Source organism: Pedobacter sp. 10L46_2 (genome assembly GCF_056395165.1).
Genome location: NZ_JBFTIZ010000130.1, coordinates 1 through 12,421 on the forward strand (window position 1 = coordinate 1; position 12,421 = coordinate 12,421).

Here is a 12,421-nt window from a genome sequence, read left to right on the forward strand (position 1 = left end):
TTCTATTACCCTTGTGTGACTTAATAATTCAATCAAAATCAATCCTCAAATTCATACATTTGCCAATATTTAGCCCGTATAAAAAGCATAAAATGATCGACTTTGATTTTACTGCAAACCATGTTTTAGAAGATGAAATCGCGCTTCTTAGACCTTTAAAGGAAGGTGATATAGAATGTTTACTCCAATTTGCTCATCAGCCTGATATATGGAGCTTTGCTACACAAAAAGGGGATACTGAAGAAGATCTAAAAAAATATCTGCTATTGGCTATTGAAGGAAGAAAAGCTAAAAAGGAATACCCATTTGTTATTATTGACAAAAGAACAAATGCTTACGCCGGATCATCGAGATTTTATGATATAAAGCTTAATCAGCATAATCTGAATCTGGGCTATACCTGGTACGGGCAACAATTTCATGGGACAGGGTTAAACAAACACTGTAAGTATTTGCTGTTTGATTTTGCTTTTAATAATGGCTTTGAACGGGTAGAATTTGCTGCAGATACGACTAACGTAAGAAGCGTGGCTGCTATGAAGAGTGTTGGGTGTACTGTGGAAGGTATTTTAAGAAGTAGTGTTATCCGTTTAGACGGAAGCAGAAGAGACACGATTGTTTTAAGCATGTTAAAAAAAGAATGGGAACACACATTAAGACAAAAACTTGAAGATAAATTATGATACAAAGCAACCTATTTCAGATAGAAAACGAAACCTCATGGGAGGATTTGGGTAATGGAATTAAAAGACAGGTTTTTGGATATGATGACCGGATTATGCTTGTAAAAGCGAAATTTGAAGTGGGTGCTGTAGGCGATTTGCATGAGCATCATCATACTCAGGTAACTTATGTAGATAGCGGTGCTTTTGAGATGACCATTGGTGAAGAAGTGCGTATCATAAGAAAAGGAGATGGTTATTACGTGCCACCACATGTAATTCATGGTTGTGTTTGTTTGGAGGCAGGAATGCTAATTGATGCGTTTACACCTCATCGGGAAGATTTTCTTTAAAAATATTTTTTGAGGCGCGTGGGGGTAAATGTTACTTCTGTTGTCATACTTTCAAATCACAAATAATTAAAAAATTATTCTAACACAGAAAGTATGAAAACAAACAAGTTCTATTTAATGATTGCAATAATCATGGTAAGCATTGGTTCGGTAAAAGCGCAGCAATCAGGAGTTAATTTTGGGTTGAAAGCAGGTATCAATTATGCAACGCTTCCAACGAGTTTCAAAGAAGTAAAAGAAAAGGAAGGTAAAGCCGGTTATAATATTGGTGTTTTTGCTAGGGTTGGAGATGCTTTGTATTTTCAACCTGAGGTAAATTACACTGCATTTAAAAGTGAGTATACTTACAATTCTAAAGTTTACAGTCCTAAATTTAAACAGGTTAATATTCCTTTGATGGTTGGTTATAAGCTTATCAATACGGAAGCATTGAATTTTAGAATTTCTGCTGGACCGGATTTAAGCTATTCTTTAAACAAAGCTGCAGGGCCAACCGAGTTTGATTATAAGAAGTTTACTGCCGGCGGTGTAGTAAATGCCGGTGTTGATATAGGTAGCTTGACTATTGATGCCAGATATAGCAGAGGGTTGACAAAGATTAATAAAGGTCTTGATGAAAAAACCGGGATATTTAACCTTTCAGTAGGATTTAAGATATTTTAAAAAGGTAGGGTCGTCATTCTGAAATAAATTCAGGATGACGACTCTTCCATTAAAAATTAGTATTAACTATTAACTGACTTCGGGTTGCATCAACAAAATCCATTGGAATAATGCCATACTTTCCATGCGTATTATTTGTAAAGAAGGTATTGATTTTAGGATTTACCGAGTTAGATACGGTAGTTATGCTCGGGATACCAAATATAAGTGCTTTATAACCGCTGCTATAATTCAGATACAACCTATTCGAAGTATCATTATGTGCCTCATTTAAAAGCGTTTCAATGTTCGACCATTTGGTATTTACATCGCTTACATTATAATAATCTTGTATTTTAAGGTTCGCTGCTGAATTGTTAATACTAAAAGTGGTGTTGTCTGCCCAGTTGGTAGCATCGATACCCTTCGTGGTACCAGCTCCAAATCTTCTTAGTAGCTTTATTTTACCACGAACAGCTCCTAAAGTAGGAACACCATCGCCCAAATCCCATTTCGAAGGATTTTGGTTTACATAAGAATCAAAGGTCTGTTCAAAACTTCTGGTATTATTACTAGGATCATATTCTTCTTTTACACTCATAATAATGGTTTCAGTTGGATTACTATTCAGGAAACCGATACACGCATTCAGCACATCATTAAAGTTTAAGTTTTGATAGATTGAACCGTGATGGATAGCAAATGCATCGCCAATGTGTCTGCATCTGATATCTAGATACCTGACTCCGGCCGTTAACTGATCTGCAATGCTTAGATTCTGACATTTAGCCGTGCCGCCAACTGGTTCAGTTCTTGCTCCGGAATCATGTGTTCCGGGGATAGAGAGCTGGGCTACATTGGTTGCATCTGGCAGGGAACCCATCCAATTGCTCATGGTGTAAGTTAATAAGAGTGAAGGGGCTACCGATGTTTCCTGTGTGGCTTTAGATTGTAATCTTTCTTGTTCCTGCTTTTTGCACGAAGTGAACGCAAGGATTCCCGCAACAATTAGGGGAAATTGAAGTTTAAAATTGTTCATACTTAGGGATTAATTTGGTTAATTGATTAATTACAATATAAGAAAAAATCAGATTGAGAAAAAGGCATAAAATTATTTGTTAAATTAAAAGATTTACACGTATTTGTATAAACAATTAGGTATATCAATTTTAACTATATGCGCTCTAAACTTTTGCTTGCGGTAGTGCTCGTAATGAGCTGTATTTCTGTTTTTTCGCAACAGAAGCTAGCGGAAAATATGTATTTCAGAAAGCTGCCGAACGGGCTTGAAATATTAGTAGTTGTAGACAATACTGTTCCCCTTGCTACGATTGAAATGGCATGCAGAAATGGGTCATTTACAGAGTCTGATGATTACAATGGATTAAGCCACCTTTATGAACACCTCTTCTTTAAAGCGAATAAAGATTATCCAAATTTTGAGAGCTTCAATAAGAGAAGTAATGAATTGGAAATTACTTCAAATGCCAACACAAGAGAAGAGGTTGTAAATTATTATTTTACCCTTCCTTCGGCAAATTTAAAACCTGGTTTAAAATTCATGAATTCTGCCATTCGCTATCCTATATTTATTAAGGAAGATATGGCAATGGAAAATGAAATTGTAAATGCTGAGTTTACCAGGCAAGAGTCGAGTCCGCTTTATCCATTGATTGATGCCGACAAGAAACATATGTGGGGAGAGAATTATTCGAGAAAGAACGTGATTGGAAATCATGATGTGATTTTATCGGCCACGCCATCAAAAATGGATTCTATAAAGAATAAGTATTACTGGCCAAACAATTCTGTATTGGTAATTGCAGGCGATGTAAAGGTAGACGAGGCTTTTAACAGTGCTGAAGACATATTTGGAAGCTGGAAAGCATCGCCTTTTGATCCTTTTAAAAAGTGGCCCATTCCGGAATTCAAACCACTTGCTAAAAATGATTATTATATCATAGAATCAACCAAGATGCCTGTTCCATATATGCTTTTTAGTTGGCATGGACCAGACACACGCAATGATATACCAGGTACTTATGCTGCAGATGTATTTTCATTTATTGTAAACCAAAATGGATCAAAGTTGAAGAAAGCTTTAATCAATTCGGGGCTAGCGCAAGAAGCAAGTGTAAATTATTATACTCAGAAATATACAGGTCCTATTAGCTTTATGGTAAGTCCAAATCCTGCGAAAATTAAAGAATGCTACGAGGAGGTGCTAAAACAGATTGCTTTGTGGGATGAAGAGGATTATCTTTCGGAGGTTCAAATAGAACGTGCAAAACGATTACTTTCTATATCTCAGGTTGAACGTAGGGAAGTAACTTCAGATTATGCTCATTTGCTTTCTTTCTGGTGGGCATCGGCTTCGGTTGATTATTATACTCATTATGAAGAAAACCTGAATAAGATAACTAGGGCAGATTTACTTAATTACGTTAGGAAATACATTAAAGGTAAACCCTTTTGTGCCGGAATGATTATCAATAAAAGCAGTGTTGACGCTGTAAAACCTCAAGAATTCTTCAAATAAAATATTTAAACTGATGAAACCATATATATTAGCCTTCATTTTTATTTTATTCCTTTTTTCGGCTAAATCCCAGACCAAGGCTGTGTCGTTTGATGTGAATGGCTTAAAAGTAATTTTAAGGCCCACTCAAAAAGAAACCATAAGCATGAGCATGTATTTTAGAGGAGGGGTGATGAATTACAAACCTGAGCAGGCGGGAATAGAGAACCTTGCTTTGGCTGCTGCTGCATCTTGTGGTACAAAAAATTATAGTGTTGATGATTACAAGGAATTGGCAGATGAATATGGAATAAATATAGGAGGTTCTTCTGAAACTGATTATGGAACGATTAGTATGGACTGTATTTCAAAGTATTTTGAACAAGGTTGGAGGTTGTTCTCAGATGCTGTAGCGAATCCGATTTTTGATAAAACGGAATTCCAGTCTACCAAAGAAAAAATAATTTCTGGTATTTATCAGCTTCATGCATCTCCTGAATCACGGATTGAACAGATGTCTATGCAGGCCATATTTAATGGTAGTCAATACAGTACGGAGCCAAAGGGTAAAGATTTAACTGTTAATGGATTTACAGCCGATAGTGTTTCTAATTATTACCATAATCAGCTTTTAAATAGAAGCAAAATGTTTTTAGTTGTTGCAGGTAAAATAACTAAAGAAGCACTCGAAAAAAAGATCAGGGAGTCGTTTAAAGGGATTGCCGCTAAACCTTATACACCACCTGTATACAACCAAAAAATGATCGAGGGAGAACATTTATTGACAGAACAGCGAGAGTTGGCAACAAATTACATAAGTGGCGTAATGAATGCTCCAGTGATGAGCAGCCCCGATTATGCTCCTTTTATGCTTGCTATAAATGCTTTAAGCGGAAATTTACATTATGAGCTGCGTGTAAAACAAGGCCTGTCTTACGCACCGGGTGCTACTATTAAAATGCAACAGATGCCGTACACATCTATGTATGTGAGTACAACACAACCAAAAAAATCTTTTCAGGCAATGGTAGCAGTTTATAATAGTATTAGAAGTGGTCGCTACAGTCAATCGTTTCTTGATGGAATTAAAAAAGACCATCGTTTACGGTATTACAGGCATCAGGAAAGCTCAAGCTCTATTGTTGACGATCTTGGAGAAGCTGAGGTGCTGGGAGGATATAAGATGGAAGAAGACATGCTGGATAACATCAATAAAGTAACCCTTGAAGATATAGGTAAAGCATTTGCGAAATATGCAAAAGGTGTAATATGGCTATATCTGGGCGACGAACAATTGGGTAAGCAGGCCTTTCAATAGGTTTTAGCTACGGTTTTCCCAAGATACCAACAGATCCAGCTAAAGAATGGTGCAGCTATAACGTCAGCTGTATAATGTACATGCTGAACAAGCAGAAGTCCCCCAACAATTACCGCAGCAATAAAAGATATGAGCTTATCTCTTTTGCTTTGCATGCACAAACCACCTATAATTAAAGTAGCAGTATGGCCTGAAAAGAAAAGGTCTTTGGTGATTACATTTGATCTGTAAAAAAGAATAGAACATGGGTCTGCCAATTCAATGATGCCGGTAGGAGCGTTAAGCGGTACTAATGTAATAGATAAAATGCGGGCAATGCATAAGAATATGAATGTCCATAATGCTGTTAGGCAAATAGAAGTGTTTCTGGACATCCGTACCAGAAACAGGATAATTATTGCATAAAGTATAATAAATATATACAGTGAAACATCAATGGCTGGTATTTTTTTCAATAACCAATCATTTAATACCGTACCTTCTCTTGATTCTATATGGTGAAAAAACTGTGGAATAAACAATAATATTCCGATAAGTATAATTGTTCCTAGTATAAGTTTGAGCCTAAATGGTGGATATTCCCATGCAATTTGCCAGGAGAATTGTCTAGAATGCATTATTTAATCTAAGTTTTGTTTATTTCTAATCGTAAAAAAGTATGTCTCAATTACCCCCTAATATTGTCGTACACTGCCTCTCTAATAGTTAGATTATAGCAGTAAGTTCGTAGTGTTAAACATACTCAGTAAAAGTCAGAATTTATATTCTGATTACACTAAATTAACATTAAAAAATTAAAATGTAAATATCATGGAAATCAAAACAACTAGTGAAAGAATGTATGCTCTTCTTGTATTATTTGATATGCATACCAGTTTTTATTCGAAAGCCATTTTGGGAATCACCACAAGGGACGCACATAACAGATTGAATACTAAAGCTAATCACGTTTCGTGGCTTGCTGGAAGCCTTGTTGAGCAGCGCTATTATTTGGCAAATATGTTGGGTATTTCAGGTAATCAGACTGCCCATAAATTATTTGAAAATCATCAGGGAATAATTGAAAATGCTACCTACCCACCATTAAGTGAGTTTAATGAAGATTGGGATAAGATAAGTCCACTATTAAGAGATGCATTAATAAAAGTTACTGATGAAAAACTTAACGAGGAGATTGATATGGGATTTGAAAAGATGACTGCTTATGAGCTGATCGCATTCATTATTTATCGTGAAGCAAATTGTATTGGTCAGATCGCATTATGGCGTAGGCTATTAGGCTATGAGGCAATTAAATACGACTAAATAAAATATTATAAATTTAGTAAATTCATATTCCAAAATCAAACTATAAACTAAAAACTAAAAACTATGAAAATTGCAGTTATTATTGTCCGTACTTTAATAGGGTTATTACTTTTATTTGCCTCAGTATCCTATTTTTTTAATCTTGTACCACAACCCGAGCTTAAAGGGGATGTTAAAACATTTATGCTGGGCGTAAATGCAACTGGTTACTTAATGAATCTGATTAAGATAACCGAACTTATTTGTGGAATTGCTTTTATCACGGGGCGTTTTGTAACACTGGCTAATGTTGTTATATTTCCGATTGTTATAAATATTGTCTTGTTTCATGGTTCCCTTGATCCTTCGGGGATTGGAGCTGGTTTATTTTTACTAATTGGCGTTTTATTTCTTGCATGGTATCACCGTAAAAATTACGAAAGCTTATTTGTCGCAAAATCATTTTAACCGACATTGCCTAAATGCTTGGATATGGCAATTCTAAATTCATATTTAAACTTTGATGGAGATGCAGAAGAAGCATTTAACTTCTATAAATCGGTATTTGGAGGTGAATTCCTGGTATTAACAAGATTTAAAGAAATCCCGGAATGTGAGATCATGTCGATAGAGGATCAGGAAAAGATTATGCACATTTCGTTGCCAATTGGCAAAGCAAGTATCCTCATGGCTACAGATATTTTAAGCTCTTTAGGACAATCATTAACTCTTGGTAATAATTCGTATATTTCTATTAGTGCTGAAACTGAAGAAGAGGCGATTAGGTTGTTTAACGGCTTATCCGTTGGTGGGGTAATTACTATGCCACTTGAAAAGTCTTTTTGGGGCTCTTTCTTTGGAATGTTTAATGATAAATATGGTATTCAATGGATGATAAATTATGAGTTTAAATAATCAGTTTTTTATGGCTCATCCGGCACTCCAGCCGTATATTGATGGTTACTTATATTTAGATATGAACTTTTCTTGTGATACAGGTGCTCCGTTAAATATTTATCCGGTTACCAGTACACAAATGTCTTTCGTGATTGATGAACAACATTTATTTCATGAGGTGGGGGTTGATAGGATTTATCAGTATCCGCTTTGTTTTTTGGGCTTACTTGACCATAGCCGAAGCTTCGATGTTTACCCAAAAGAACTCATAATGGTGATTTTTAAACCTTATGGAGCTTTTAAACTATTTGGTATTCCGCAGCGTTATTTCTCAAATGAAGCTACGGATGTACAGCTTCTTTTTCCTGAAATTAAAATTTTAACTGAACAATTGAGGGAAGTTGCAAAGATGCCAACCGCAGTTGTTGCCAGATTAGAAAGTTGGCTGCTTAAGCGGTTAATTAATACCGAAAAAATTAATGTAAATAGTGTGGCGTATGCTTGCGACCAAATACAGAAAAGTAGAGGGCTTATTCGCATTGCAGAACTTAGCCGGCAAGTAGGAATGTCTGAAACTAATTTGGGTGTGCAGTTTAGAGAAAAAGTAGGATTTAGTGCGAAAGCTTTTAGCAGGATTGTACGGTTCAATAACATCAACAGTTTTATTACAGAGAATAATGCTGTTAACTGGCAGGAATTGGTCTATAAATTCGATTTTTTTGATCAAAATCATTTCATTAAAGAATTTAAGCGTTTTTACGGTTGCACACCGTCTCAGTGGCACGCTGGTCTTTCGCAGGATCTTTAATTTTAAAGAGCAAAAGCCGGAAAAGTATCCGGCTTTTGATTTTTTTCATAGGAGGTGATTTTGTAATTGACGTTGAGAGACGTGATTGATATTTTTATATTAATTACATTTTAAATCTTATGTGCCGGTAACAAAGTACTAAAGAGGCCGGCACGATTAGCAGATTTGTTTAACCAAATAGCTATTACAAACATAGGCATGTGATATTTTTTTTACAACTGTGTAAATACACAGGTGAATTTTGCAATAAAATATAAGTAAGTATATTTACGGTAACCCACATGTATTATGAAGAAAATCCTTTCTATAGATGGTGGCGGGATAAGAGGAATTATTCCAGGGATGCTTTTAGTAGCGCTCGAGGAAAAATTAAAAAAAGAAAGTAAAAATCCAGATGCCGCTATTGTTGATTATTTTGACTTTTTTGCAGGAACGAGTACCGGAGGTATTTTAACCTGTCTGTTGCTTTGCCCATCGGATGAGCATCCAACCCGACCAAGATTTTCTGCTAAAGAAGCATTGGATCTATATCTGGAGCATGGTAATGAGATTTTTAAAATGAGCTTCTTTAAGCGCTTAAGAGCAAAATTTGGTTTAGCGGGAGAACGCTATAACAGCCAAATCTTTGAGGGGGTTTTGAAGAAGTATTTTGATAAAATAAAACTTAGCCAGCTTATTAAGCCTTGTATAATAAGTGCTTATAATATAGAACTGCGCAAAACACATTTTTTTAGACAGCAGAACGCCATAGTGCGTGGCGATGTAAGGGATTTTTATTTAAAGGATGTTTGTAGGGCAACTTCGGCAGCACCAACGTATTTTAGTGTGGCTGAAATACACTCTTTAGCTAATGTAAGATATCCTTTACTTGATGGAGGGGTGTTTGCTACAAATCCGGCGTTAAGTGGCTTAATAGAAGTTACAAAGGCATTTAATCAAACCAGAATCAATGACATTTATTTACTCTCTTTAGGAACAGGGCGCTCTAAAAGATCATATGACTATGATCATTTTAAAAAGAGTAGCGCAATGGCTATTGTACCCGCTTTAATAGATATTATGATGAGTGGGGTAGCCGAAACAAGCGACTTTTTTTTGCAACAGCTTTTTCATTCAGTAGGGAAAGAAAAGAACTATGTAAGGATAGAACCGGGTAGTTTGGAAAGTATTAAAGAAGGGTTAGATGCTGCGAGTCCGGCAAATATTGAAAAATTAGTGGCTCTTGGAGATAAAACTGTAAGCGAAAATGAGAATTTTTTAAACCAGATTGCTAAATTCCTTGTAGAGGAACAAAAAAAATCTACTTCTAAAATGCCCTGGGATTTTATAAAAGTTGCACGCTAGCCCTTAAATGAAAGGCTATTTAAGGAGTGGTTATTTTACAGGCCTGATAAAAACAGAATACAAATAAAATAAATGCCAAAACTTTTAATACACTAATGGTATAACGTGTTAAAGATGATTTTTTTGTTTTTTTGAGATACATGGTGTTAAATTTTATTTATCACTTTTTAATTCAACTCAAAATTAACTGAGAAATGACCTGATATCAACTGTGAAAATACGCAGTTGTTCAATTTCAAAATATAAAAACGCACTTGTTTGTTAATCAAGTGCGTTTTTGTTATTCAAAGTCAATTTTCTGATCCCTTATTTTGAATGCTCTTGTTTTCTTTTTTTAATCTTGTACTGTTCCAATGAATTTTCTTTTTTTTGGGGGCAGTTAAGTCTTTGTTCTCGAGTTCTTCAATATACCTATCTATAGGAATATCTCTTAAGTGTCCAGGTTTTGCATGAATAGCTGTACCGGTCAAATTAGAACCAATTTCCTTAGGGACCTGTTCCTCATTTCCATTTTGATTATTCATAGCCGTTGGATTTGATGTACAATAGAAACATTTGAAAAAGTGATGTTGTTTTAGAAAAGAGCATCACTTTTTCAAAATGATAAATATAAAAGGGTAGATGTAGGGGGAGGTAATGTAGAACCAAACTTTACCACAAAGCCAGATTGCTCTGGCTTTGTGGATGTTAATTAAACTTTAGGGATTTTTGGTTCTTTATATTATTGGATAATTTTTCCGTCTTTGTCAATTTTCAAAGAACCAGTTTCTGTTTCTTTTTTAACATCAACTTGGTAATATGTAGATTTGTCTGGATTAGTTACAAATCTTGTTGAACAGCAACTCTAACTGGGTTTTTAATGTCGCTTGCTTTTACTGTAGTTAATCCTGCTAATGCTAAAAATGCTGCTGATAAGATGATCTTTTTCATAATACTTATTTTAAAATTTCAGTTAAAAATTCTTGTTAGTTATGTTTAGACTAGGCTACATAATGGTGCCTAAATCATTTGTTTTTGGCATGTAATTGATTTACAGTTGATTGTGTGTTTTATTGGGTTTTGAAGTTGTAGAGAAACTCCACAGTTTGGTGAGTTCAGAAACAAAAAAGGGTTCTCGCTGGAACATGGTAGGTGGTCTGTTGCCGAACAGTCTGCGCTTTTTTGCGTTAAGAAATTTTATATCTCTAATTCCACTTATCAGGTTCCATATAACCTGATAAGTGGAATTCCCTGATTATGTAATAACATTGGAGCGCAGAGGCAATGTAAACTACATGATCATAGCAAATGCAGCTTAGTTTATTTTTAAACGGTATGGCTATTCTATAATTCAGGTTTTTTATCCACTTCACTAACACTCAGACCTCACCTCAGTTAAACTCCTGTTTAACAGGGACACAGACCTGCAGCAGAGGAGTGAGACACCTGTGAAACACCTGTTGTTAATATACCTGAATCGAACTGTACCTAAGCCGAGACCAAGGAAAAAGCGGGTTTTTAGTGAATTATTACCGCAAAGATTAGTTGCCGTAAATAACAATAAGAGGATAACGTAAAAAAAAAGGAGGGCGATCATTGTGATACACCTTCCTTTTTTAAAGATTAAAAGTAATGATTACTGCATATCTCTTTGTACTTTACGTGCAGTGCCTTTTCCTGGCAGATAAATCTGGAACCCTACTGCAAGACCCAGATTGTGTGCATAAGCACTGCTTCCGAAGCCAACAACACCATTGTATTTAAGTAATGCTTCTAAGCCAATACTAGGTGTTACAAAATAAGTCCAACCGGGACCAAAGCTAAATCCTAAACCATTTGTTGAACCACCAACTGAAGGATTTACGCCTGAAACACCAACAGTAGCTTCACCAAAGAACCTGGAGTTGTTAGCCACTTCATTAGCTCCGGTAGCACCGTAATAGCGTCCAAGAGCGCCAATGCCATAGCTAATATCAGTACCTGCATTTTTAGCTGTTGCAAGACCGAAAGAAACGTCGCCACCAAGTGCTAAACCATCCTGAACAAACCACGCGGCTTTTGGATTTATTTTTAAACTAAATACATTTGGTTTGTCCAATCCGAAAGAAATGTTTGATAGATTGGCACCAATCATTACGTTGCCCTTCTGTATCTGAGCAGTTGCTCCAAATAACACAGTGACACATAAAACAAGAGTTAAAGTTAATTTTTTCATAGCTCGATTTTTTAATTATATAATAAGTTAACAAATCTTGAAGTTTTTTGTTTACGAAATGTATAATTAGGACTTAAGAGGTTGATAGGTAGTTAAGTTAGCTAGTCGAATAGCTGAAGTTGATATGGATCACCGGAGCGGGGGGGAATCTGGATTTCATTGAAATTAGAAAGTGATATACCAAGTAATCTTACCTTTTTATCTACTAAATCAATATTTTCAAGAAGAMGCTTGGCTGTAGCTATTATGATTTGATAATCGGAAACAGGATTAGGAAAGGACTGATTCCTGGTGATCTGTTTAAAATCACTATATTTTAGTTTAAGTGTAATGGTTCTTCCCTTAAGCTGATTCTTGTTTAAACGAAATGCAAGTTTATCTGCTAGTTTACTTAATTC

Annotated in this window: 15 protein-coding genes; 10 read left to right on the top strand and 5 right to left on the bottom strand. The window is 35.5% G+C overall.

What is annotated here, in order from left to right; all coding sequences use genetic code 11:
• Positions 1-92 precede the first annotated feature (92 nt).
• From AC1DDX_RS14940 to AC1DDX_RS14950, 3 genes are all read left to right on the top strand, one after another.
• A complete protein-coding gene (locus tag AC1DDX_RS14940; protein ID WP_337716296.1) occupies positions 93-683 on the top strand; it encodes a GNAT family N-acetyltransferase in 591 nt (196 codons plus the stop codon).
• Entirely contained in the window at positions 680-1,015 is a 336-nt protein-coding gene (locus AC1DDX_RS14945; RefSeq protein ID WP_288879390.1) for a cupin domain-containing protein, read from the top strand. The genes AC1DDX_RS14940 and AC1DDX_RS14945 overlap by 4 nt, the downstream gene beginning before the upstream one ends.
• A 93-nt stretch (positions 1,016-1,108) precedes the next feature.
• Positions 1,109-1,678, top strand: a complete 570-nt coding sequence (locus AC1DDX_RS14950) for a porin family protein (protein WP_172663041.1) — start codon at positions 1,109-1,111, stop codon at positions 1,676-1,678.
• A 49-nt stretch (positions 1,679-1,727) separates the two neighbouring features.
• On the opposite strand, the gene AC1DDX_RS14955 is transcribed toward AC1DDX_RS14950, so the two are convergent.
• A complete protein-coding gene (locus AC1DDX_RS14955; RefSeq protein ID WP_172663040.1) occupies positions 1,728-2,696 on the bottom strand; it encodes a phosphatidylinositol-specific phospholipase C in 969 nt (322 codons plus the stop codon).
• A 138-nt stretch (positions 2,697-2,834) separates the two neighbouring features.
• On the opposite strand from AC1DDX_RS14955, the gene AC1DDX_RS14960 reads away from it, so the two are divergent.
• Positions 2,835-4,196 carry a M16 family metallopeptidase gene (locus AC1DDX_RS14960; RefSeq protein WP_172663039.1) on the top strand — a complete coding sequence of 454 codons (1,362 nt, stop codon included), beginning with the start codon at positions 2,835-2,837 and terminating at the stop codon, positions 4,194-4,196.
• 13 nt (positions 4,197-4,209) lie between these two features.
• Positions 4,210-5,493 (top strand): M16 family metallopeptidase, encoded by a 1,284-nt coding sequence (locus AC1DDX_RS14965; RefSeq protein ID WP_337716294.1) that lies wholly within the window; start codon positions 4,210-4,212, stop codon positions 5,491-5,493.
• Here AC1DDX_RS14965 and AC1DDX_RS14970 read toward each other — a convergent pair.
• Complete coding sequence (locus AC1DDX_RS14970; protein WP_337716292.1) at positions 5,487-6,110, bottom strand: phosphatase PAP2-related protein; 624 nt, start codon at positions 6,108-6,110, stop codon at positions 5,487-5,489. The genes AC1DDX_RS14965 and AC1DDX_RS14970 overlap by 7 nt on opposite strands.
• A gap of 193 nt (positions 6,111-6,303) precedes the next feature.
• On the opposite strand from AC1DDX_RS14970, the gene AC1DDX_RS14975 reads away from it, so the two are divergent.
• The 5 genes from AC1DDX_RS14975 to AC1DDX_RS14995 all read left to right on the top strand — a co-directional run bounded on the left by AC1DDX_RS14975 (position 6,304) and on the right by AC1DDX_RS14995 (position 9,829).
• Positions 6,304-6,798 (top strand): DinB family protein, encoded by a 495-nt coding sequence (locus AC1DDX_RS14975; RefSeq protein ID WP_172663036.1) that lies wholly within the window; start codon positions 6,304-6,306, stop codon positions 6,796-6,798.
• A 66-nt stretch (positions 6,799-6,864) separates the two neighbouring features.
• Positions 6,865-7,248, top strand: a complete 384-nt coding sequence (locus AC1DDX_RS14980; RefSeq protein ID WP_172663035.1) for a DoxX family membrane protein — start codon at positions 6,865-6,867, stop codon at positions 7,246-7,248.
• A gap of 24 nt (positions 7,249-7,272) precedes the next feature.
• On the top strand, positions 7,273-7,695 hold the full coding sequence (locus AC1DDX_RS14985) for a VOC family protein (RefSeq protein ID WP_172663034.1): 423 nt from the start codon (positions 7,273-7,275) through the stop codon (positions 7,693-7,695).
• Positions 7,682-8,485, top strand: coding sequence for a helix-turn-helix domain-containing protein (locus AC1DDX_RS14990; protein ID WP_288879387.1), 804 nt, complete (start codon positions 7,682-7,684; stop codon positions 8,483-8,485). The genes AC1DDX_RS14985 and AC1DDX_RS14990 overlap by 14 nt, the downstream gene beginning before the upstream one ends.
• Before the next feature lie 288 nt (positions 8,486-8,773).
• Positions 8,774-9,829: a patatin-like phospholipase family protein gene (locus tag AC1DDX_RS14995; protein WP_172663032.1), complete on the top strand. Its 1,056-nt coding sequence runs from the start codon at positions 8,774-8,776 to the stop codon at positions 9,827-9,829.
• Positions 9,830-10,119: 290 nt separating this feature from the next.
• On the opposite strand, the gene AC1DDX_RS15000 is transcribed toward AC1DDX_RS14995, so the two are convergent.
• The 3 genes from AC1DDX_RS15000 to AC1DDX_RS15010 all read right to left on the bottom strand — a co-directional run.
• Complete coding sequence (locus AC1DDX_RS15000) at positions 10,120-10,353, bottom strand: hypothetical protein (RefSeq protein WP_337716288.1); 234 nt, start codon at positions 10,351-10,353, stop codon at positions 10,120-10,122.
• A gap of 1,091 nt (positions 10,354-11,444) precedes the next feature.
• Entirely contained in the window at positions 11,445-12,023 is a 579-nt protein-coding gene (locus AC1DDX_RS15005; protein ID WP_337716286.1) for a hypothetical protein, read from the bottom strand.
• A gap of 101 nt (positions 12,024-12,124) precedes the next feature.
• Positions 12,125-12,421, bottom strand: a 297-nt coding sequence (locus AC1DDX_RS15010) for a DinB/UmuC family translesion DNA polymerase (protein ID WP_477622215.1), incomplete at its 5' end; no start/stop codon positions are given.

Bases quoted from the DNA above. Each gene is read 5' to 3' on its own strand.
- AC1DDX_RS14940 (WP_337716296.1), top strand. From the start codon at position 93: ATGATCGACTTTGATTTTACTGCAAACCATGTTTTAGAAGATGAAATC.
- AC1DDX_RS14945 (WP_288879390.1), top strand. From the start codon at position 680: ATGATACAAAGCAACCTATTTCAGATAGAAAACGAAACCTCATGGGAG.
- AC1DDX_RS14950 (WP_172663041.1), top strand. From the start codon at position 1,109: ATGAAAACAAACAAGTTCTATTTAATGATTGCAATAATCATGGTAAGC.
- AC1DDX_RS14955 (WP_172663040.1), bottom strand. From the start codon at position 2,696: ATGAACAATTTTAAACTTCAATTTCCCCTAATTGTTGCGGGAATCCTT.
- AC1DDX_RS14960 (WP_172663039.1), top strand. From the start codon at position 2,835: ATGCGCTCTAAACTTTTGCTTGCGGTAGTGCTCGTAATGAGCTGTATT.
- AC1DDX_RS14965 (WP_337716294.1), top strand. From the start codon at position 4,210: ATGAAACCATATATATTAGCCTTCATTTTTATTTTATTCCTTTTTTCG.
- AC1DDX_RS14970 (WP_337716292.1), bottom strand. From the start codon at position 6,110: ATGCATTCTAGACAATTCTCCTGGCAAATTGCATGGGAATATCCACCA.
- AC1DDX_RS14975 (WP_172663036.1), top strand. From the start codon at position 6,304: ATGGAAATCAAAACAACTAGTGAAAGAATGTATGCTCTTCTTGTATTA.
- AC1DDX_RS14980 (WP_172663035.1), top strand. From the start codon at position 6,865: ATGAAAATTGCAGTTATTATTGTCCGTACTTTAATAGGGTTATTACTT.
- AC1DDX_RS14985 (WP_172663034.1), top strand. From the start codon at position 7,273: ATGGCAATTCTAAATTCATATTTAAACTTTGATGGAGATGCAGAAGAA.
- AC1DDX_RS14990 (WP_288879387.1), top strand. From the start codon at position 7,682: ATGAGTTTAAATAATCAGTTTTTTATGGCTCATCCGGCACTCCAGCCG.
- AC1DDX_RS14995 (WP_172663032.1), top strand. From the start codon at position 8,774: ATGAAGAAAATCCTTTCTATAGATGGTGGCGGGATAAGAGGAATTATT.
- AC1DDX_RS15000 (WP_337716288.1), bottom strand. From the start codon at position 10,353: ATGAATAATCAAAATGGAAATGAGGAACAGGTCCCTAAGGAAATTGGT.
- AC1DDX_RS15005 (WP_337716286.1), bottom strand. From the start codon at position 12,023: ATGAAAAAATTAACTTTAACTCTTGTTTTATGTGTCACTGTGTTATTT.